This window comes from Limnobaculum parvum, from assembly GCF_003096015.2.
GTDB lineage: Bacteria > Pseudomonadota > Gammaproteobacteria > Enterobacterales > Enterobacteriaceae > Limnobaculum > Limnobaculum parvum.
Genome location: NZ_CP029185.2, coordinates 2227936 through 2248847, shown reverse-complemented (window position 1 = coordinate 2248847; position 20912 = coordinate 2227936). Strand labels below are relative to the sequence as shown.

Sequence of the window (20912 nt, the reverse complement as noted above, 5' to 3'; positions counted from 1 at the left end):
GTCCTTCTGTTTTAATTTGCTAAATGACTAGCAGTAGCATTTATCTGCAATTGGGAAATAGATCCCCATAGGATAGCCGATAAGCGTCGGCCTCAACAATACTCAAAAGCATGTAAATGAGTTTTATGTTAATTATTTATCCTAAGAGAAGGGGAAGCCTTCAGTTATGAGGCTCAGAAGGTAGGTTTATCCGAGGTGAACGATGCTCATAATAGTAAAACAGGCTAGCAATCAGACAGAGAGAATAGCCAAATAGCTCCGCGCCTTCTTCAACGGCAGCTTTGACGTTATACATTAAGAAATGAGGCTGCTCTGGATGCAGGTGGTACCATAAGTATTTCATGCCAAACAGTCGGGAAAAAATCAGGATACACACCAGACCGGAGATCATAAAACCATAGTTGGGTGAGCATGTAAAATTAGCTAACTGCACCAATGTATTTTTGATATTGAAAGAGGCATAAAGCAGACAAATAGCAGTAACCAGTAGCGCGGGATAAAGCCAGAATCCGTGATGGATCATATCTAAAACACTATCGAACTCGCGGACAAGCATACAGCTAAAAAGCCCGCTATCAGTACACTCGAGGATCTGATATCAATACTTTTCCATGCTAGTCTCAGAAATAATACTATGCTGATCAATAACATTATTTCTTGAGAAATCTCGACATAGGAGAGCTCATCCAACTGATTGCCTACCAACGTAACGTCGAGAAACATCATTCCGGTTGATACTGCTGCAGCGAGCGAGTAAAGCAAAAATTGTTGCATGGCACGATATAGGATAGAGAGTTCAGTCTGCATAAAGAATCACAATCATTAATTAGCGCGTTGCATAATAAAGGGAGACAGGGAGAGTATCAATGTGGGGTGATTATACAGAGTTTAATGTGCTGTTCATCAATAGAGTTGTAGATTGATGGTACAAAGGCTCTGCAAATAGCAGAGCCTTTAGATATTGAATATCAATCTTAGTGCAGAATTTTTGCCAGAAAATCTTTAGCGCGATCGGATTGAGGATTATTAAAGAAGTCATCCTTTTTGGTGTCTTCGATAATTTTGCCCTCATCCATAAACAAGATTCGGTGCGCTACTTTTTTGGCAAAACCCATTTCGTGGGTAACCACCATCATGGTCATCCCTTCGTAAGCCAGTTCAACCATAACATCCAGAACTTCGTTAATCATTTCAGGATCGAGAGCGGAAGTCGGTTCATCAAACAGCATGGCAATTGGGTCCATACACAACGCTCGGGCAATGGCGACACGCTGTTGTTGCCCACCAGAAAGTTGGCTTGGAAACTTGTTAGCATGGCTGGTCAATCCAACGCGATCTAACAGGGCTAACCCTTTCTTTTGCGCTTCGTCTTTACTGCGATTGAGTACTTTTATTTGCGCCAACGTCAGGTTCTCAATAATTGACAGGTGTGGAAATAATTCAAAGTGTTGAAACACCATCCCAACCCGAGCGCGTAGCTGTGCCAAATTGGTTTTAGGATCGTTAACCGCAATACCATCAACCAAAATAGTGCCTTGCTGAATTGGCTCAAGGCCGTTAACGGTTTTAATCAGGGTAGATTTACCTGAACCGGAAGGGCCACAAACTACGACCACTTCACCTTTGTTCACTTCGGTTGTGCAATCTGACAACACCTGAAAACGGTCATACCATTTAGAAACATGTTTTAAGGAAATCATCAAACTGTCGTCCTTTTTTTCAAATAAGTTACAAGTAAAGAGGCGGATAAACAGATAATAAAGTAGACGAAACCAGCAAATAAAACCATCTCAATTTCGGTGCCGGAAGTCTTACCAATGTTGTTGGCGCTACGAAAGAAATCCGCGACCCCAATAATGTAAACCAAGGATGTATCTTGAAACAGGATGATGCCCTGAGTCAGCAGGAGCGGCGTCATGGCTTTAAATGCTTGAGGCAGAATAATCAAACGCATGGATTGCCACGGCGTCATGCCTAATGCCAGTGCGGCGGAGTTTTGCCCTCTGGCAACGCTCTGTAAACCAGCACGAATAATTTCCGAATAGTAAGCCGCTTCAAACAGTGAGAAGGCGATAACGGCAGAGATAAAGCGAATATCTGTTTGTGGTGATAACCCTAAAAATGTTTGCAGCAGTTGAGGGACAATCAGATAGAACCACAGCAGAACCATGAACAAAGGAATTGAGCGGAAAGTATTAACGTAAGCTGCGGCAATCCAACTAATCCAACGAAATGGCGGTGGAGCAAGGCGGAAAATCGCTAATGCAGTTCCCCAAGCTATACCAAATATAATCGCACTGCCTGCAATTCTTAGGGTGACCCACATGCCTTCCAGCAGATAAGGCATGTTTGGAATAATGGTACTCCAGTCAAATTCAAGCATCATTATCCTCCAAAGGTGCCAGGCAGACGGGTTTTCTTCTCTACCAGCTTCATCAGTCTCATAACCACAATGTTAATCAGAACGTAAGCAACAGTAACAGCGAAGAAAGACTCATAAGAGCGGCCAGTAAATTCCAGCAACTTATTCGCCTGTGCAGAAAGTTCAATCAGACCAATAGTCGATGCCACGGCAGAGTTTTTCACCATGTTAAGCATTTCAGAGGTCAACGGTGGAATAATAATGCGGTAAGCATTAGGTAACAGTACGTGGCGATATGCCTGAGGCAGGGTTAATCCTAATGCCAAGGCCGCACCTTTTTGTCCACGAGGAAGCGTTAGAATACCTGTTTTGACCTGCTCACATACGCGGGCACCGGTAAAAAAACCTAAGCAACAGACTGAGATAATAAAAAACTGGATATTAGGATCCAACTCGCCTTTAAACCAATCACCAACCGATGCGGGTAATAACTCAGGTGCCAACAGATACCAGATAAAAAATTGAACAATTAGCGGCACATTGCGAAATAGTGCAACATACAGCGTTCCTATTCCGGAAAGCACACGGTTAGGAACGGTACGTAAAATACCAAACAGCGATCCCAGAATAAATGCCAAAATCCATGAGCATATGGACAGTGCTATCGTTATCTGAGTACCGGCCCAGAGCCAGTCTAGATAGGTAGCATTCCCAAAGGGGGCTTGTTCTAAAAATATTCCCCAGTTCCAATTTCCAAACATAACGTAGCCCTTATTATTTCTTTTTTATCGACATCCCTTTACGCTCAATTCAGCGTAAAGGGAGCCAACCTAGAGCCGATAACTGCGATGTAACTCTGTTAGTTCAGGGCTTTATCGTTCGGTGCTTTAAACAGCTTTTTCATATCTTCTGACAGTTCGAAGTTCATGTTCAGATTCTTCGGTGGAATAGGTTGTTTAAACCACTTGTCGTAAGATTTTTCTGCCGCGCCAGAGGTTTGCGCTTGAGCAATAGTTTCATCCATCAGCTTTTTAAACTGAGCGTCGTCTTTACGCAGCATACAGCCGTAGGCTTCATAAGATTGTGGCTTGGCAACAATTTCCCACTGATCTGGTTTCTTCGATTTTGCTCTTTCACCCGCCAGCAATGCATCGTCCATCATAAAGGCAACGGCACGACCACTTTCCATGGTACGGAATGCATCACCATGATCTTTAGCACTGATGATTTTCAGGTTTAATTTGTCGGAGTCATTCAGTTTGTTCAGGATTGTTTCTGAAGTGGTACCTGAAGTTACCGCGACATTTTTATCTTTCAGATCGGCAAACTCTTTGATACCAGAATCTTTTTTGACCAGCAGACGGGTACCGACCACAAACAGGGTGTTAGAGAAGTCAACTTGCTTCTGACGCTCCAAGTTGTTGGTGGTTGAGCCACATTCAAAATCAAAAGTACCATTCTGTAACAATGGAATACGGTTTTGAGAGGTAATTGGAATTAATTTGACCTGAAGGTTTGGTAAGTTCAGTTTCTTTTTAACTGCGTCAACAATTAGGTTGGAGTAGTCTTGTGAATAACCGACAACATTCTGCTGATTATCATAATAAGAAAAAGGAACAGAAGATTCCCGGTGACCAACGGTGATGACTCCCGTGTCTTTGATTTTCTTCAGAGTACCGTCCAAATCCTCTGCGTGGAGCGCCGTACTTGTCAGACCCATTAAAACGAGCGATAGTGCCAACTTGCGTAATTGCATGACTTACTCCTTCATTATTATCAGTATGATGTTGTAACCGTTTTTTGTTGCCCATCAGTCAGTCTAAAGACCGCCAATGATGTAATTAAAATGTAGTTTAATGCTGTGCTTGTGTAAAACAATTAACACCTTGTTTACCAGCAATTTGCACCATTAGTGAGCGAATTCACATATATGCTTGCTTTTAGTGCAAATTTGCACTTTATTGGTGCAATTTATCCTTAACAACCGGAAATTTCAGGATTATTTTCACCTTTTATCCGGCTTCAATAGGTATGTAGCAAGGTACGTGCCAAGTTTTAGGTATGTTAAATTTTTGTTTAAAAGATAGGGGGTGGGTAAAACTCACTGGGAGATGATGGGGAACAGAGATAAATATCAAAACGCAAGTGGTCAATATTTGAGCTGATATATGATGTACTGAGATATCATATATCAGCTCAAGCGCTGGAACATTTTTTCTATTAGTTTGGTACCTCATTTCCTGACAATAAGAATGAGGATAGTGAGGTATGGAGAGACCAACGGATGTTCAGATCGGCAGGGAGACATTAAAAACTATAGGCAGACACATCATTCCTTTTGCTTTTATTCTCTACTTTTTCAACTATATGGACCGCGTTAATATCGGTTTTGCTGCTTTACAAATGAATGTCGATCTGGGGATTTCCAGCGTTCAGTTTGGACAACTTGCATCGGTATTCTTTATCTCTTATCTGGTTTGCCAGATACCCAGCAACATAATGATTCAGAAGTTAGGGGCCAGAAGATGGATTGGCTTCATTCTGATTGCATGGGGCGGGGTGACAACACTGTTATTTTTTGCCCAAAGTTTTGAGCACCTGCTGGCGGCACGTTTGCTGTTGGGAGTGTTTGAAGCCGGTTTCTTTCCCGGGATGATTTACTACCTCGCCTGCTGGTTTCCTGCCAAAGAGCGCGCGCGTGTAACGGCGTTGTTTATGATGGCAATAGCCGTTTCTTCCGTGGTGGCAGCGCCCATGTCTGGATGGATTATTCAACACGCTAATTTCTTTGATCATGCGGGTTGGCGCTGGTTATTTGCCATTGAAGGAATACCTACCGTTTTGCTTGGTGTCCTGACATTTTATGTTTTGTATGATCGTCCTCAGGATGCGCATTGGCTAACAGACAAACAAAAATCATGGTTGATTGCGGAATTGAAAACGGAGACTCAGGGGCAGCCCGTGGGTCATTCAATGACGTTTTTACAGATTATCCGTAACCCGATTTTGTGGCGTCTGTCATTTGTTTATATGTTTGTTCAGGCGGCTTCTCAAGCCAGTAATTACTGGTTGCCGGGGCAGGTAAAGGGATTTGCCCCTGGCCTAACGGATACTCATGTGGGCTTGATCATGGCAGTACCTTTCTTGTGCGCCATGTTTGCGATGCCTCTATGGGGCGCTCACTCCGATAAGCAGGGTGAAAGAAAATTTCATGCTGCAATACCTATGCTACTGGCCGGCGCTGCATTTTTGGTGATAGCGACCGCGGATTCTATGTCGATTAGGATGTTCGGCATGGTGCTATTTGGTGTCGGTATTCTCAGTTATTACGGTCCTTTCTGGGCCATTCCTTCCATGTTGCTGTCGCCCGCTGGATTAGCCATCAGCATTGCGGTCATTAATTCGTGCTCAAGCCTAGGGGGATTCTTCGCCAATTTAGGGTTGGGGTACGTGGCTAAATCCTATGGTTCTTATGGTGTGTTTGTGGTGGAAGCGATCCTGTGTGTTATCTCCAGCGTATTGCTAATCACCATGCGAATTCCTCAGGTGAAGGCAAAAGTGGCTAAAGCTGTAACGGCATAAATTCCCCTGTAACCCGCTATTTATATGATAGGACGGAGAGTTGTATGAAAATTACCAGCGTTGAAATTTTTGATTGTGAGGTTAATCGCCGGGATCCGAGAATGGCTCGTTTTAATCCGGTGATGGTACGTATCAACACCGATGCCGGTATCAGCGGTATTGGCGAAGTGGGTTTGGCTTATGGTGCAGGGGCAAAAGCCGGCGTCGGTATTCTGCGTGATTTAGCGCCGAGAATCGTTGGAAAAGACCCCATGAAATCAGAGGCTATTTGGGAAAATCTGTTTCGAGCAACGTTCTGGGGTATGGGGGGCGGTAATGTCTTCTATGCCGGTATGAGTGCCATTGATATTGCGTTATGGGATATCAAAGGCAAAGTGCTGAATGCGCCAATCTATCAGCTGCTGGGAGGTAAGACCAACGAGAGATTACGTGCTTATGCCAGTCAGTTACAGTTCGGCTGGAGCGATACCTTTCAGATGCTAACCACACCGCAACAGTATGCCGATGCGGCACGGAAAGCGGTTGCGGAGGGGTATACCGCCATAAAAGTCGATCCACTACAGGTCGATCGCAATGGAGGGCCACCGTTAGATTGGGAGATTAACCAGAACTATTTCGGTCTGTTACTTACCGATCAATTACGTATGGGAGAGGAGCGTATTGCCGCCATGCGTGAGGCGATTGGGCCTGATGTGGATATCATCGTTGAAATTCATTCTCTATTAGGAACCAACTCCGCCATTCAGTTTGCCAGAGCCATTGAGAAATATAATATCTTCTTCTATGAAGAGCCGGTTCATCCGCTCAACAGCGATAACATGGCGCTGGTTGCTCGTAGTATCAATATTCCTGTCGCTACGGGGGAACGCTCATATACCCGTTGGGGATACCGTGAATTATTTGAGAAGCAGAGTGTGGCTGTAGTACAGCCTGATTTGTGTTTATGCGGAGGCATTACCGAAGGTAAGAAGATTTGTGATTATGCCAATATTTATGATGCGACGGTTCAAATTCACGTTTGTGGTGGGCCGGTATCAATGGCTGCATCACTGCACATGGAAGCCGCTATTCCTAACTTCATTATTCATGAGCACCATACTCACGGTTTGAAAGCCTGTATCCGTGAACTTTGCACCAACGATTATCAACCGGTTAACGGTTATTATTCCATCCCCGATCTGCCAGGATTGGGGCAGGAGCTTAATGAGGACATCGTGAAAGATTATCTGGCCTATACGATTACGGCTTAGTCCTGTTATCAGCCCCGTCTGGATCCCTCGGGCGGGGCGCTGATTCTGGCAAAAGTATGATGCCATCGCTATATTTTCTTATTGCATAGTATATGATTCGCCTGTTTGACTGATGAGAAGATATTGGGTTACAGGTCTTGGCGATCCAGCTGGTCGGACGGTTTCAAGGCTGAAACATAGCAATCATTGGCAAGATAGCTACAGCGAGGTCGGACTATGCATTTAGATATCCCCAAAACGTTAACTGAAATTGCGGCGGATAAAATACGCCAGATGATTATTTCCGGTGAGTTTGAATTTGGACAGCAGGTGACGGAAAGCCAACTTTCCGAACTGTTTGGGCTGAGTAAAACCCCTGTCCGTGAAGCATTACTACGCCTCTGTTCTGAACATTTAATTGAAATTCGACCGCGTTGTGGCACTTTCATTTGTCGCCTGACTTCGGAAGAAATTGATAATATTAGTGAATTAAGAATTGCCCTTGAAACGTGTGCGATTCACAGTGCTTTAAATAAAAATCGTGAAAAATTGCTTACTGAGCTTCAGCAGAATATTCAACGTTGTGAACCTTTTTTGTTAAAGCCCGATCGTGATGCTTATCTGGCTTTGGACATTGCTTTTCACCGCTCATTGCTCAAATTTGCCAATAATCCTTATTTAATGGATATGCATCGCAATACCACTACCAAGGTATTAGCTATGCGTAACCGACTCACTTTTTCTCAGGAATATATAACCCGATCGATTCAGGAGCATAAGGAGATTGTAGAGGGATTGGGAAACAATGATTCAGAGCAGGCATGCCGTATACTTAAACAGCATATCGACAGTGGTTTTACCGTACGCGCTAAACGCTTATTGAGTGATGTTGCAGAATAAGTGGGCTACGGAAATCACGAATCTGTAGCCCACCAAAGCATTCTATTTTGAACGACGAGATAGCAACCAAGAGCCACCGGCCAGTAGCAACGTCATTAACCAGACTGGTAATGAACCCCAACGAGCATAAGGTGTTATCCCTGCGGTTGGTGCTACCGTAACGTCCAGTACTTGACGTTTAAACTGTGGAATTTGGTCGATAACATCACCGTTGGCATTAATGGCAGCAGTCACACCATTGTTGGTACCACGCAGCATTGGACGACCCAATTCTAATGCTCTCATCCGCGCCATTTGGAAGTGCTGGAGTGGGCCGATGGAGTCACCAAACCAAGCATCGTTAGAAATGGTTAACAGAAAGTCGGTATCTGGCGTGAAGTTATCTCTTACCTGCTGACCAATGATCACTTCATAGCAAATAACGCTGGTGATTTTATATCCGGCAACATCAATTGGAGCTTGCAGATAATTCCCTTCGCTAATTGATGACATCGGTAAATCAAAGAAAGCGGCCAGTGGGCGAAGGATAGATTCAAAAGGAACATATTCGCCAAAGATAACCAAATGGTGCTTATTGTATCGGTTAGTACCGCCATACTGATAAGGCTGCTGGTTACCCAATACAATCAGGGTATTGTAGTAATCAGAGCTTTGTGGCGTGGCCCGATAATCAATAATGCCGGTAATCAGCGAGGTGTTATTCTCACGAAAATTCCGATCCAACATGGATAAGAATGAAGTCTGTCTGGATTCGATATCAGGAATTGCCGCTTCTGGCCAAATAATAATCCGCGATTTACCAATATAAGGTCTGGATTCATTAACGTACGTTTCCAGTGTAGGTAGCAGATGGTCAGGACTCCATTTTAAGGATTGGGCGATATTTCCCTGCACTAAAGCGATATCAACAGCGCGTTCGGGCTGTTCTGTAAACCACTGCACCTGTTTAAGAGGCCAGGGCAGTAGAATGCAGAGCACGGCAATCACGCCGGGTAGGATACGACGTTGGCAAATGGCAAACACCAACAGACCGCTGGTAGCAACCATGAGCATATTGATGGCATCTACACCCAACAGTGGAGCAATACCTTTTAACGGCCCATCGATCTGACTGTAGCCAAACTGCACCCACGGAAACCCAGTGAACACCCAACCGCGTAAAAACTCGGTAACCTGCCACAGCGCAGGTGCAGCCAATGCCAGACGCCAGACGGTCGTTTTCGGCCAGAAGCGAGCCAGCAACCAACCAAACAGCATCGGATAAAGCGACAGATAGGCGGCTAACAGTAATACCAGCCCTAGACTGATCGGCACTGGCAAACCACCAAACTGGTCAATACTGACGTAAACCCAGTGAATACCAGACAGAAACAGACCCAGACCCCAGTAAAAACCAACTGACATGGCTTGTTTTGGAGAGCGGTTTAGCGTTAGGCCAAGCAAGCCGCACAGCGAAACCAGCGCCATTGGCCACAGGTCGTAAGGGGACAGTGAAAGGGTGCCACAGGCACCTAAAATTAACGCCAGCGGCAATCGAATTCGCTGGCGGTCAAAGATATGGGCTACAGCCATGTGATAATTAATCTTCTAATTGTGGTTGTGGCGATTCATTAGGAATCGTGACGTGTACCTGAATAATGCGCCGACTATCGGCCATCGCAACTTTAAACTGGTAACCCTCAATAGAGATGATCTCTCCCCGTGAGGGTAGATGACCAAAGGCTTGCATCACTAGACCACCGATAGTATCGACCTCTTCATCACTGAAGTTGGTAGAGAAAACCTCATTAAACTCTTCTATCGGAGTTAATGCTCTGACAGTGAAGGTGTGTCGGCTCAGTTGACGCACATCTCGGTCTTCCACATCGTCATATTCATCCTCGATTTCACCAACAATCAACTCAAGAATATCTTCGATGGTAACCAAACCGGAAACGCCACCGAATTCATCAATCACAATCGCCATATGATAGCGTTGTGAACGGAACTCTTTCAGCATACGGTCAACGCGCTTACTTTCTGGCACCACTACCGCCGGACGAAGAACCTGATCGATAGTGAAAGGCTGAGAATCTTTACTCATAAATGGCAATAAATCTTTCGCCATTAAAATGCCTTCAATATGGTCTTTGTCTTCGCTGATCACAGGGAAGCGAGAGTGGGCGGATTCGATAATCACATCCAGACACTCTTCCAGCGGCTGATTACGTTTTAAAGTAATCATCTGGGAACGAGGGATCATAATATCGCGAACGCGTTGTTCAGCGATATCCATGACACCTTCCAGCATATCGCGGGTATCGGGATCGATCAGCTCGTTTTGTTCTGAATCGCGGATAAGTTCGACCAAGTCGCCGCGGTTTTTTGGCTCGCCATGAAAAAACTGGCCAAGAATCAGTGAAAAGAAGCCCTTTTTGGGTACAGGGCTATCGTTATTTTGTGAATGATCGTCGCTCATGCATGCTTTATTAGTTAGTTAGACTGCGTCTTTTTCTGAGGCATAAGGGTCAGGATAACCTAACTCTTGCATAATCTCAGTTTCTAAAGACTCCATTTCTTCCGCATCATCATCAATGATGTGATCATACCCTAACAGATGGAGGCTACCATGGACAACCATATGAGCCCAATGTGCGAGTAAAATCTTATTTTGTTCATCCGCTTCCTTTTCTACTATCTGACGGCAGATGACCAAATCCCCTAACAGCGGCATTTCCATACCGGGAGGTGCTTCAAAAGGAAATGATAGCACATTCGTCGGCTTATCCATGCCTCGATAGGTATGATTAAGCTGGTGGCTCTCTTCCATATCCACCAGACGGACGGTGACTTCGGCCTCTTGTTGAAAAGGAAGAACTGCTACATCCAGCCAGCGTTGAATCTCTTGTTCATCAGGTAGCCCCTGAGTATTCTCACAGGCTATCTGTAAATCTAAAATCACATGGTCCATATCTGCCTTCAATTATAGCGCGCCGGGCTCAGCGCTATGCTGATACTCGTGTTTGCGCTGCTCTGCCAGTGCATCTTTACGTTTTTGGTCTTCCGCTTCCCATTCTTCATAGGCAATAACGATACGGGCAACCACCGGGTGCCTGACCACATCTTCGCTATGAAAGAAGTTAAAGCTGATTTCATCAACGTTGGATAATACCTCAATTGCATGGCGCAGGCCGGACTTTTGATGACGCGGCAGGTCGATTTGCGTGATGTCACCGGTGATCACGGCTTTAGAGTTAAATCCGATACGGGTCAGAAACATTTTCATTTGTTCGATAGAGGTGTTTTGGCTCTCATCCAGAATAATAAACGCATCGTTCAGTGTACGACCGCGCATATAGGCCAGCGGAGCAACTTCGATAACGTTACGCTCCATAAGCTTTTCTACCCGTTCAAAGCCCAGCATTTCAAACAGTGCGTCATATAATGGGCGTAGGTAAGGGTCAACTTTCTGGCTTAAATCACCCGGAAGGAAGCCCAGTTTTTCCCCCGCTTCAACGGCAGGGCGGGTGAGTAATATTCGACGAATTTCCTGACGTTCCAGCGCATCAACCGCCGCCGCAACGGCCAGATAGGTTTTGCCAGTACCTGCGGGACCAACACCAAAGGTAATGTCGTGATCGAGAATATTGGCAATGTATTGCGCCTGATTTGGTGTGCGGGGTTTAATCATTCCCCGTTTGGTTTTGATGATTACCGCTTTACCGTATTCGGGTACTGAATCAGCCAGTTGCTCTAAAACGCCGGATTCTTTAATGGCTAAATGTATTTGGTCTGGCTCAATATCAGGAATGATCCCGCGCATCGGTGCTGTATCAACATAAAGCGTGAGAAGAATATCTTTCGCAACTTCAACACAGGAAGCTTTCCCAACCAGAGTAAATCGATTATCACGACGGTTGATTTCAATACCAAGGCGTCGTTCCAACTGTTTGATATTGTCATCAAATGGACCACATAGGCTTTTCAGTCGCTCGTTGTCTGCGGGTTCCAGTGAAACTTCCAGAGTATCAATCTTCAAGTCGTACCTCTTAATCTCGCGATGTGAATAATGAATGAGGGCGGTTTTTGTACAGATCTATTTATCTTTAATTATAGATAACTTACATCATTATTCATGTGAGATCTCAAATTCGCAACTATTGAGATAAATTCGATGAAATCATTGTTATGGGGGAATTGAACAACTCAGTGACCGCCACCGGTGGCCGAGATACATAGATAGAGGAACCAGCCAACAGAACAGGCGGCTATGGTAGTGAGAATAAACAGAATAATGAGTACAGGTGATGAGCGCTTATTGATATAAAACAGAAGTACACCCAAGATCAGAATCAAAATACACAATAAACCGAAGGTTGGTATGATGATCATGCCCATTTTTACTTTCCCTGCGCCTGATTAACGTGAATAGTCATTAAGATTTAATTTGCTGTTTTATGGCATCATGGTAAACAGACGCGGCGGCTTACCATGATGTGTTAATATCAAAAAGCATCTTATTGAGGCTGATAAGTGCCTACGCCTAAGTCATCTTCTTTGCGCGTACGGGCAATCACCTCTTCCGGTGATGCTTGAACCCGCAGGTTCATCTGATCTTCAGTTCTTACTAGCTTACCGCGCAGAGAGTTGGTATAAGCATCGACAATTTCTACGTCAACAAATTTGCCAATCATATCCGGGGAGCCTTCAAAGTTAACCACCCGGTTATTCTCCGTGCGGCCAGACAGCTCCATGATGCTCTTACGGGATGTCCCCTCTACTAAAATACGCTGAATGCTACCTTGCATACGGCGGCTGTACTGCATGGCTTGCTGGCTGATTCTTTCCTGTAGAATATACAGGCGCTGCTTTTTCTCTTCGTCTGATACATCATCCACCATATCGGCAGCAGGTGTCCCAGGACGGGCAGAGAAGATAAAGCTATAGCTCATATCGAAATCAACATCGGCAATCAGCTTCATGGTTTGTTCGAAGTCTTGCAGGGTTTCACCCGGGAAACCAACAATGAAGTCAGAGCTGATTAGCAGGTCAGGACGTGCCGCACGCAGCTTGCGAATAATTGATTTATATTCCAGTGCGGTATGGGTTCTACCCATCATATTTAACACGCGGTCAGACCCGCTTTGCACCGGCAGATGCAGGAAACTCACCAGCTCAGGGGTATCTTTATAGACTTCAATGATATCGTCGGTGAACTCAATCGGATGGCTAGTGGTAAAGCGAATACGGTCAATACCATCAATACTGGCGACTAAACGTAACAGATCTGCAAAGGTACAGATGCCACCGTCAAAAGCGGGGCCTCGGTAGGCATTAACATTTTGGCCCAGCAGGTTTACTTCCCGCACGCCTTGTGCCGCAAGCTGTGCGATTTCGAATAATATGTCATCGCTGGGGCGGCTGACTTCTTCACCACGGGTATAAGGCACCACGCAGTAAGTACAATATTTATTGCAGCCTTCTATAATCGAAACGAAAGCGGTAGGGCCTTCGGCTTTAGGCTCAGGTAGGCGGTCGAATTTCTCGATTTCAGGGAAGCTGATATCGACCACTGGGCTGCGAGTGCCGCTGGCTTTATTGATCATTTCCGGCAGACGATGCAGAGTTTGTGGCCCAAATATCACATCTACAAACGGTGCGCGCTGACGAATGTGATCTCCTTCCTGAGATGCCACGCATCCACCCACACCAATAATAATATCGGGTCTGGTGTCTTTAAATGATTTCCAGCGACCAAGCTGATGGAATACCTTTTCCTGCGCTTTTTCACGAATTGAGCAGGTATTCAGCAATAGAACATCCGCCTCTTCAGCATCTTCGGTCAGCTGATAGCCATGGGTGCTTCCCAGTAGATCGGCCATTTTAGATGAATCGTATTCGTTCATCTGACAGCCCCAGGTTTTTATATACAGTTTCTTGGTCATAGATTCGCTACTCAGTACAGGTTAAACCCTATGCAGGGCGCGTATTGTAATGGTTTGTTGTTCTCGTGACCAGCTTAAGGATCGCTTCAACGCTGAAGGAATTGTAAAAATCCGGTACACTCTGCAACAGTAAGGATTAGCACGGTGTGATAACAGCATGAAAAGAACGATAAAACAGTATGATGCCATTGTTGTCGGTGGTGGAATGGTGGGGGCAGCGGTTGCTCTCGGATTAGCACATGAAGGCTGGTCGGTAGCCATAATCGAGCATGACAGCCCGGTAGCATTTTCAGCAGATAGCGAACCTGACGTGCGGGTTTCGGCCATCGGTTGTACTTCGGTTAATTTGCTGAAGCGGTTGGGGGCATGGGAGAGTATCGCATCAATGCGTATCACACCGTATCGTAAGCTGGAAACTTGGGAGTGGAACGAGTCCAAAGTCGTATTTGATGCGGCTTCTCTGTCGTTGCCTGAATTGGGCTACATGGTGGAAAATCGGCTCATTCAACTGGGTTTATGGCAACAGTTTGAGCATTGGCCATCATTAACATTACATTGCCCTGCTCGCTTAGTTTCTGTTATGCCATCAACGTCTGACGCTAAATTGAAACAGGTGATGTTGGACAATGGTGACTGTTTGAGTGCACCGCTGGTGATTGGCGCGGATGGTGCGGATTCTGCGGTAAGAAAGTTTGCTGGTATCGGTTTGACCGGCTGGCAATATCGTCAGTCCTGTATGTTGATAACCGTTGAGACTCAGCAACCTCAGCAAGATACGACTTGGCAGCAGTTTTATCCTTCAGGCCCTCGCGCATTTTTACCGTTGTTTGGGCAATATGCCTCGCTGGTGTGGTATGACTCACCGTCGCGCATCAGTCAGTTGCAATCCCTCTCTCTGGTCGAGTTAGAAAAAGAAGTCCTGCGAGAATTCCCACAACGATTGGGAACGGTAAAAGTGAAAGTCGCCGGATCATTCCCATTAATTCGCCGTCATGCTCAACGTTATTATCAATCTGGCATGGTACTAGTGGGCGATTCGGCCCACACGATTAATCCTCTGGCAGGTCAGGGCGTTAATTTAGGCTATCGTGATGTGGATTGCCTGTTGCAGGTATTGTTAGATGCGCGCAATAAAGGGGAGGCGTACGGTTCTGATGAGGTTTTAAGCCGCTATCAGCGCAGGCGTTACCCGGATAACTTACTGATGCAGTCCGGTATGGATTTATTCTACAAGGCGTTTAGTAACCCATTGCCGCCGCTGCGGTTGGTACGTAATCTGGCATTAATGGCGGCACAACGCTCCGGTAAGCTGAAGCAGTGGGCATTGAAATATGCGCTGGGATTGTGATTCGTCGCTGAACTAGGCTGAAATTCAGATATAAAAAAACTCGCTGATGCGAGTTTTTTTATATCTGGATAACCATACTCGAGAAGAGAATGGCTGGGGTACCAGGATTCGAACCTGGGGATGACGGGATCAAAACCCGTTGCCTTACCGCTTGGCGATACCCCACCAGTTATATTGTTGCTGAAGAAAATGGTGCGGAAGGCGAGACTTGAACTCGCACACCTTGCGGCGCCAGAACCTAAATCTGGTGCGTCTACCAATTTCGCCACTTCCGCAAGTGGTGGCTACGACGGGATTTGAACCTGTGACCCCATCATTATGAGTGATGTGCTCTAACCAACTGAGCTACGTAGCCAAATACTTTTGCTTAACCTTCAACAACGTTAAGGAGCGCATTATGCGGATATGTGTCGTTTTCGTCAAGGTTTTGATCTGCTCGTTAGGCGGAAAACAGACAGAATAGGTATGAAGTCATTGGATTGATGGCTTTCTGAGCAATAAACAGGGGAAAGAATGAGATAGTAATCAAAAATAGCGGAAAGTAATAAGGGTACTAAAAGAAGATGAGGAAATGGCTGGGGTACCAGGATTCGAACCTGGGGATGACGGGATCAAAACCCGTTGCCTTACCGCTTGGCGATACCCCAATAGGAGATAAATTCCAAAACAGCTTATAAACATAAGCTAAAAAATGGCTGGGGTACCAGGATTCGAACCTGGGGATGACGGGATCAAAACCCGTTGCCTTACCGCTTGGCGATACCCCACCCGAGCATTGTCATTGAAGGAAAATGGTGCGGAAGGCGAGACTTGAACTCGCACACCTTGCGGCGCCAGAACCTAAATCTGGTGCGTCTACCAATTTCGCCACTTCCGCAAAATGGTGGCTACGACGGGATTTGAACCTGTGACCCCATCATTATGAGTGATGTGCTCTAACCAGCTGAGCTACGTAGCCATAATAATTGCTTAACCTTCAACGGCGTTGCGGGGCGCATTATGCGTATCTGAGCTGCGATCGTCAACTAGTTTTTTCTCATAACGGGCTCACTTTTGTCTGATTGTTTGGCTAATAACCGATATGTCGATAAAAGCGACAAAAAAAGCAGCTATTTGAAGAGAGAATGGACAGACGTGTTTTTTATTTTATGGCAAAACGGGCCGAAATGGCCCGTTTTTTAGTGTGTAGTTAGCACATCATTTTGGTAGATAGTCAGTTTTTATAAGCCGATTGGTGAACGCCGACGGCACGGCCTGATGGGTCATCCAATTTTTTGAAAGATTCATCCCATTCAATGGCTTTAGCTGAAGAGCAAGCTACCGAAGGGCCGCCCGGAACGCATTCGGCTGCGCTGGGCAGTGGAAATAATGCTTCAAAAATTTCACGGTACAAATAGGCCTCTTTAGAGGTTGGCGTATTATACGGGAAGCGGAAGCTGGCATTTTGCAGTTGCTGATCGCTAATTTGCTCTGCGGCAGCCGCTTTCAGGCTGTCTATCCAGCTATAACCTACGCCATCAGAGAACTGCTCTTTTTGACGCCATGCCACGCTAGCAGGAATATAAGACTCAAAGTTGTTACGAATAATATATTTTTCCATCTTACCGTTACCGCACATTTTATCTTTTGGATTAATACGCATAGCAACATCGAGGAATTTTTTATCCAAGAAAGGTACCCGAGCTTCTACCCCCCAAGCCGCCATCGCTTTATTGGCTCGGGCGCAGTCATACATATGTAAAGCCAGAAGTTTTCGCACGGTTTCTTCATGAAACTCTTTGTTGTTTGGCGCTTTATGAAAGTAGAGGTATCCACCGAATACTTCATCAGCCCCTTCACCGGATAGCACCATTTTGATACCCATAGCCTTAATTTTTCGCGCCATCAGGTACATTGGGGTTGATGCCCGTATGGTTGTCACATCATAGGTTTCGATGTGATAAATCACATCGCGAATGGCATCCATTCCTTCCTGCACGGTAAAGTGAATTTCATGGTGAACTGTGCCTAAATGGCGGGCGACTTCCTGTGCGGCCGCCAGATCGGGGGAACCCTCCAGACCAACGGCGAAAGAGTGAAGCTGAGGCCACCAGGCTTCACTACGCTCATTATCTTCAATACGGCGAGCCGCATATTTTTTGGTAATTGCAGAAATAACCGAAGAATCTAAACCGCCGGATAGCAAAACCCCATAAGGTACATCGGACATCAGGTGACTTTTTACTGACTCTTCCAGCGCATTGTGTAGCGCATATTCATCAGTGGGATTGTCTTTGACATTATCAAATTCCATCCAGTCGCGCTGATAATAGCGATGGATTTTATGGTCGGTACTGGACAAGTAACTACCGGCAGGAAACTCTTTAATGGTCTTACAAACGGGTACCAGCGCTTTCATTTCTGACGCGACGTAGAAGTTTCCGTGCTCATCATGACCGGTATACATCGGAATAATCCCAATATGGTCACGGCCTAGCAGATAGCTGTTATTGGTGCTGTCATACAGAATAAAGGCAAACATCCCCTGAAGCTCGTCCAGAAAGTCGATGCCTTTTTCCTGATACAGAGCCAGAATAACTTCACAGTCTGACTCTGTCTGGAATTCATATTTATCTTTTAGCTGACGACGCAGTTCTTGATGATTATAAATTTCACCGTTAACTGCCAGTATATGGGTGTGTGCTGCGTTATACAGAGGCTGGGCACCATTATTGACATCGACAATGGATAAACGTTCGTGAGCGAGTATTGCGGTATCAGAAGCATAGACGCCGGACCAGTCAGGACCACGGTGACGCATAAGACGAGACATCTCTAATGCTTTTTTACGCAGCTCAATCGGATCGGACTTAATATCGAGTACACCAAATATTGAACACATTGTTATCTCTCTTATTCCGTTGTCATTGAAGTTACTTAAATTCGGTCATATTAACTTAAGCAAGAATTAAGCCAGATTTTTGATTAGGTGGTGGAGCAAATATCGCCTTATATCAGGGCGATACTTTCTTAGCATAGCAGCAGATTTGCACCAGGTTAGTGCGAAGTAGGTTTTATTTCAGTGCAATGCTCATGAATAAAACACGACACTGATTACAACGTGATGTGATAGAGAGGACGAAAAAAGAGCGGTATATTACCAACAATAGATCAGTCGTTACTGTCGCCGAGTAGATGCTGTAATAGGACACCGTTCAGCATCGAGCGTTTTACCAAAGCAAAAGAACCAATTGCAGAGCGATGATCCAATTGAGTCGTTACCAACGGTAAGTTTTGTCGGAAGTTGATCAAAACCTGATTATCAATGCAGCGTTGAATAGAAGACAACAAAACTTTTTGTGCTTCAGTAATATCGCCAGAAATTACCACTTTCTGTGGATTGAACAGGTTAATGGCAATAGAAATTGCTTTACCCAATTGATGTCCAACGTAATCAATCACGTTAACCGCTAAATCGTCGCCTTTATTGGCCGCTTTGCAAATAGCAGAAATGCTGCAATCGTCCAAGGTTAGTTTACTGCTATAGCCCTGACTGAGAAGGTTACGTACCCGCTGCTCAATGGCAAAGTTCGACGCGACGGTTTCCAGACAACCGAAGTTACCGCAATAGCAGCGCTCACCCAATGGGTCTATCTGAACATGACCGATTTCACCAACGTTACGGTTTTTTCCCAGAAAGATTTGACCGTTGATAATAAAACCCGCACCAGCTCCGCGGTGGACGCGAATGAGCATTGAGTCTTCACAATCCTGAGTTGCGCCGAAATAGTGTTCAGCTAGTGCGAGGCTGCGAATATCATGACCAATAAAACAGCTGATATTAAACCGTTCGCGGATGACCTTACTCAGTTCCCAATTCGACACTGAAATATGCGGCATATATTTCACCACGCCATCTTCCGGGTCTACTAAACCGGGTAGGGAGATGGCTATAGCAATTAATTCACGGATTTTACTGTGGTAGGTATCGATAAAGTGGGCAATGGCCTGCAAAAGGCCTTTTTCCAACGCTTCCTGAGTCCGTTCCGGTAAAGAGTAGGGTTCTTCGAACAACGCCTTACCACTGAGGTTATACAGGGTAATGGTGGCATTATTACGGCCTAAACGCACCGCAACGGTATGAAAATTTCTGTTTTCAGTAACGATAGAGACCGCCCGACGACCTCCGGTTGAAGCCTGCTGTTCAACTTCTTTAATCAGGCCTCGATCCAGAAGTTGTCGGGTGATTTTAGTGATGCTGGCAGGGGCCAGTTGGCTGAGTTCAGCGATCTGAATACGAGATATGGGGCCTTGCTGATCGATTAAGCGATAAACTACCGCCCCATTTAACTGCTTGACCAGATCGATGTTACCAATTTGACCACCTGTCGTCATCGCTACCTCTATTGTTATCGCTGAGTCATGCCTACTGTTTTTTCAATAAGCCATTGACCCATGTCTGTGTGATTTTAAAATCGTGAGTAAACGCGGTGAGATTGGCAACCTTACCGGTTTCAATACTGCCTAAAGTGTTGGACACACCCATTGCCCGGGCGGGATAGAGCGATGCCATACGAAGCGCTTCGTCGAGAGGTATACCAATAAACTGAACGCTGTTCGCGACGGCTTCAATCATGGTTAAAGCGGATCCGCTTAAGGTTCCATTTTCATCTACGCACATTCCGTTGCGATAATATACGGGTTTACCTGCAAAAATAAAATGATCAATATTCGCACCGGCTGGCGCTGTAGCATCGGTAACCAATACCAGTTTGTCGCCTTTCAGACGTTTAGCATTACGAATACTTGCCCAAGCAACGTGGTGACCATCAGCAATGACGCCAGTATAAACTTCCGGCGTATCAAAAATAGCGCCCATTAAACCAGGTTCGCGCCCGGTAATATAAGGCATGGCATTATATAGGTGCGTCGCAAAGCTGATGCCGGCAGCAAATCCACTGCGGGCCTGATCGTAAGTGGCATTTGAGTGACCGGCAGAAACAATAATACCGGCTTCAGTCAGATGACGAATAATCTGGCTGTCCACCTGCTCTGGTGCCAGAGTAACTTTGGTAATGACATCCGCATTGGTACACAGATAATCAATCATTGCTGCATCAGGCTTACGGATGAAGTCAGGATTATGCGTTCCTTTCTTCGCAACATTAATGTAAGGGCCTTCCAGATGGAGGCCTAAAGCCTGATGGCTGTAATTACCAAGATAGCTACGCATTACCTCAACAGCATGTTTCATCATCTCATCACTGGATGTGATCAGTGTAGGTAGATAGCTAGTACAGCCGGACCTTTCGTTAGCCTGCTGCATAATCTCAAGGGTTTTAACGGAAATAGCATCCATAGAATCGTTAAACTGGACACCACCGCAACCATTAAGTTGAACGTCAATGAAACCCGGCGTCAACATGGCACCTTGCAGATCGTGAACTTCGATATCTGACGGTAACTCACTTTGCGGGCATACACGCTGGATTAATCCATTGGCAATGATAACCGCGTGGTTATCAAGGATATCATGGCCGGTATAGATCCGGCAGTGGGTTAAAGCATACATCACACACCCTCGCAGT

18 protein-coding genes and 7 tRNA genes are annotated in these 20912 nt (G+C 45.5%); 4 read left to right on the top strand and 21 right to left on the bottom strand.

The genetic code is table 11. The features are described 5' to 3' along the window. Positions 1-160 precede the first annotated feature (160 nt). From HYN51_RS09395 to HYN51_RS09370, 5 genes are all read right to left on the bottom strand, one after another. Positions 161-523, bottom strand: coding sequence for a hypothetical protein (locus tag HYN51_RS09395; RefSeq protein WP_110996813.1), 363 nt, complete (start codon positions 521-523; stop codon positions 161-163). A 451-nt stretch (positions 524-974) separates the two neighbouring features. Next, positions 975-1700, bottom strand: coding sequence for an amino acid ABC transporter ATP-binding protein (locus HYN51_RS09385; RefSeq protein WP_108899792.1), 726 nt, complete (start codon positions 1698-1700; stop codon positions 975-977). Continuing rightward, the gene (gltK, locus tag HYN51_RS09380; RefSeq protein ID WP_108899791.1) at positions 1700-2383 is read right to left on the bottom strand and encodes a glutamate/aspartate ABC transporter permease GltK; all 684 of its coding nucleotides are present in this window, start codon (positions 2381-2383) and stop codon (positions 1700-1702) included. Before gltK ends, HYN51_RS09385 begins: the two co-directional genes overlap by 1 nt. Before the next feature lie 2 nt (positions 2384-2385). After that, a complete protein-coding gene (locus HYN51_RS09375; protein WP_108899790.1) occupies positions 2386-3123 on the bottom strand; it encodes an amino acid ABC transporter permease in 738 nt (245 codons plus the stop codon). Positions 3124-3221: 98 nt separating this feature from the next. Then, on the bottom strand, positions 3222-4118 hold the full coding sequence (locus HYN51_RS09370) for a glutamate/aspartate ABC transporter substrate-binding protein (RefSeq protein ID WP_108899789.1): 897 nt from the start codon (positions 4116-4118) through the stop codon (positions 3222-3224). Positions 4119-4630: 512 nt separating this feature from the next. Here HYN51_RS09370 and HYN51_RS09365 point away from each other — a divergent pair. From HYN51_RS09365 to HYN51_RS09355, 3 genes are all read left to right on the top strand, one after another. Continuing rightward, the gene (locus tag HYN51_RS09365; RefSeq protein ID WP_108899788.1) at positions 4631-5944 is read left to right on the top strand and encodes an MFS transporter; all 1314 of its coding nucleotides are present in this window, start codon (positions 4631-4633) and stop codon (positions 5942-5944) included. Between the two features lie 44 nt (positions 5945-5988). Next, positions 5989-7194 carry a mandelate racemase/muconate lactonizing enzyme family protein gene (locus HYN51_RS09360; protein ID WP_108899787.1) on the top strand — a complete coding sequence of 402 codons (1206 nt, stop codon included), beginning with the start codon at positions 5989-5991 and terminating at the stop codon, positions 7192-7194. A gap of 216 nt (positions 7195-7410) precedes the next feature. Then, positions 7411-8073 (top strand): GntR family transcriptional regulator, encoded by a 663-nt coding sequence (locus HYN51_RS09355; RefSeq protein ID WP_108899786.1) that lies wholly within the window; start codon positions 7411-7413, stop codon positions 8071-8073. 42 nt (positions 8074-8115) lie between these two features. On the opposite strand, the gene lnt is transcribed toward HYN51_RS09355, so the two are convergent. The 6 genes from lnt to miaB all read right to left on the bottom strand — a co-directional run bounded on the left by lnt (position 8116) and on the right by miaB (position 13997). Then, a complete protein-coding gene (gene lnt / locus HYN51_RS09350) occupies positions 8116-9645 on the bottom strand; it encodes an apolipoprotein N-acyltransferase (RefSeq protein WP_108899785.1) in 1530 nt (509 codons plus the stop codon). 7 nt (positions 9646-9652) lie between these two features. Then, positions 9653-10531, bottom strand: a complete 879-nt coding sequence (corC, locus tag HYN51_RS09345; RefSeq protein WP_108899784.1) for a CNNM family magnesium/cobalt transport protein CorC — start codon at positions 10529-10531, stop codon at positions 9653-9655. Positions 10532-10549: 18 nt separating this feature from the next. Beyond that, complete coding sequence (gene ybeY / locus HYN51_RS09340; protein WP_108899783.1) at positions 10550-11023, bottom strand: rRNA maturation RNase YbeY; 474 nt, start codon at positions 11021-11023, stop codon at positions 10550-10552. A gap of 12 nt (positions 11024-11035) precedes the next feature. Next, positions 11036-12091: a PhoH family protein gene (locus tag HYN51_RS09335; RefSeq protein ID WP_108899782.1), complete on the bottom strand. Its 1056-nt coding sequence runs from the start codon at positions 12089-12091 to the stop codon at positions 11036-11038. Between the two features lie 167 nt (positions 12092-12258). Continuing rightward, the gene (locus HYN51_RS09330) at positions 12259-12450 is read right to left on the bottom strand and encodes a hypothetical protein (RefSeq protein ID WP_108899781.1); all 192 of its coding nucleotides are present in this window, start codon (positions 12448-12450) and stop codon (positions 12259-12261) included. A gap of 119 nt (positions 12451-12569) precedes the next feature. Next, positions 12570-13997 carry a tRNA (N6-isopentenyl adenosine(37)-C2)-methylthiotransferase MiaB gene (miaB, locus tag HYN51_RS09325; protein WP_108899780.1) on the bottom strand — a complete coding sequence of 476 codons (1428 nt, stop codon included), beginning with the start codon at positions 13995-13997 and terminating at the stop codon, positions 12570-12572. Between the two features lie 157 nt (positions 13998-14154). Between miaB and ubiF the strand changes: the two genes are divergently transcribed. Further along, positions 14155-15345 (top strand): 3-demethoxyubiquinol 3-hydroxylase, encoded by a 1191-nt coding sequence (gene ubiF, locus HYN51_RS09320; RefSeq protein ID WP_108899779.1) that lies wholly within the window; start codon positions 14155-14157, stop codon positions 15343-15345. A gap of 90 nt (positions 15346-15435) precedes the next feature. Here ubiF and HYN51_RS09315 read toward each other — a convergent pair. From HYN51_RS09315 to nagA, 10 genes are all read right to left on the bottom strand, one after another. Then, positions 15436-15510: transfer RNA gene (locus tag HYN51_RS09315), tRNA-Gln, on the bottom strand. A gap of 25 nt (positions 15511-15535) precedes the next feature. Then, positions 15536-15620: transfer RNA gene (locus tag HYN51_RS09310), tRNA-Leu, on the bottom strand. Positions 15621-15623: 3 nt separating this feature from the next. Then, positions 15624-15700, bottom strand: a tRNA-Met gene (locus HYN51_RS09305). Positions 15701-15917: 217 nt separating this feature from the next. Continuing rightward, positions 15918-15992 (bottom strand) — tRNA-Gln (locus HYN51_RS09300). 45 nt (positions 15993-16037) lie between these two features. Then, positions 16038-16112 (bottom strand) — tRNA-Gln (locus HYN51_RS09295). 25 nt (positions 16113-16137) lie between these two features. Then, positions 16138-16222, bottom strand: a tRNA-Leu gene (locus HYN51_RS09290). 4 nt (positions 16223-16226) lie between these two features. Next, a tRNA-Met gene (locus HYN51_RS09285) sits at positions 16227-16303 on the bottom strand. Positions 16304-16558: 255 nt separating this feature from the next. After that, positions 16559-18226, bottom strand: a complete 1668-nt coding sequence (gene asnB, locus HYN51_RS09280) for an asparagine synthase B (RefSeq protein WP_108899778.1) — start codon at positions 18224-18226, stop codon at positions 16559-16561. Between the two features lie 269 nt (positions 18227-18495). Continuing rightward, on the bottom strand, positions 18496-19719 hold the full coding sequence (gene nagC / locus HYN51_RS09275) for a DNA-binding transcriptional regulator NagC (RefSeq protein WP_108899777.1): 1224 nt from the start codon (positions 19717-19719) through the stop codon (positions 18496-18498). Positions 19720-19750: 31 nt separating this feature from the next. Next, positions 19751-20896: an N-acetylglucosamine-6-phosphate deacetylase gene (gene nagA / locus HYN51_RS09270; RefSeq protein ID WP_108899776.1), complete on the bottom strand. Its 1146-nt coding sequence runs from the start codon at positions 20894-20896 to the stop codon at positions 19751-19753. Positions 20897-20912 lie beyond the last annotated feature (16 nt).

Excerpts from the sequence above, each read along its gene's own strand:
- HYN51_RS09395 (WP_110996813.1), bottom strand. The coding sequence starts at position 523 with ATGATCCATCACGGATTCTGGCTTTATCCCGCGCTACTGGTTACTGCT.
- HYN51_RS09385 (WP_108899792.1), bottom strand. The coding sequence starts at position 1,700 with ATGATTTCCTTAAAACATGTTTCTAAATGGTATGACCGTTTTCAGGTG.
- gltK (WP_108899791.1), bottom strand. The coding sequence starts at position 2,383 with ATGCTTGAATTTGACTGGAGTACCATTATTCCAAACATGCCTTATCTG.
- HYN51_RS09375 (WP_108899790.1), bottom strand. The coding sequence starts at position 3,123 with ATGTTTGGAAATTGGAACTGGGGAATATTTTTAGAACAAGCCCCCTTT.
- HYN51_RS09370 (WP_108899789.1), bottom strand. The coding sequence starts at position 4,118 with ATGCAATTACGCAAGTTGGCACTATCGCTCGTTTTAATGGGTCTGACA.
- HYN51_RS09365 (WP_108899788.1), top strand. The coding sequence starts at position 4,631 with ATGGAGAGACCAACGGATGTTCAGATCGGCAGGGAGACATTAAAAACT.
- HYN51_RS09360 (WP_108899787.1), top strand. The coding sequence starts at position 5,989 with ATGAAAATTACCAGCGTTGAAATTTTTGATTGTGAGGTTAATCGCCGG.
- HYN51_RS09355 (WP_108899786.1), top strand. The coding sequence starts at position 7,411 with ATGCATTTAGATATCCCCAAAACGTTAACTGAAATTGCGGCGGATAAA.
- lnt (WP_108899785.1), bottom strand. The coding sequence starts at position 9,645 with ATGGCTGTAGCCCATATCTTTGACCGCCAGCGAATTCGATTGCCGCTG.
- corC (WP_108899784.1), bottom strand. The coding sequence starts at position 10,531 with ATGAGCGACGATCATTCACAAAATAACGATAGCCCTGTACCCAAAAAG.
- ybeY (WP_108899783.1), bottom strand. The coding sequence starts at position 11,023 with ATGGACCATGTGATTTTAGATTTACAGATAGCCTGTGAGAATACTCAG.
- HYN51_RS09330 (WP_108899781.1), bottom strand. The coding sequence starts at position 12,450 with ATGGGCATGATCATCATACCAACCTTCGGTTTATTGTGTATTTTGATT.
- miaB (WP_108899780.1), bottom strand. The coding sequence starts at position 13,997 with ATGACCAAGAAACTGTATATAAAAACCTGGGGCTGTCAGATGAACGAA.
- ubiF (WP_108899779.1), top strand. The coding sequence starts at position 14,155 with ATGAAAAGAACGATAAAACAGTATGATGCCATTGTTGTCGGTGGTGGA.
- asnB (WP_108899778.1), bottom strand. The coding sequence starts at position 18,226 with ATGTGTTCAATATTTGGTGTACTCGATATTAAGTCCGATCCGATTGAG.
- nagC (WP_108899777.1), bottom strand. The coding sequence starts at position 19,719 with ATGACGACAGGTGGTCAAATTGGTAACATCGATCTGGTCAAGCAGTTA.
- nagA (WP_108899776.1), bottom strand. The coding sequence starts at position 20,896 with ATGTATGCTTTAACCCACTGCCGGATCTATACCGGCCATGATATCCTT.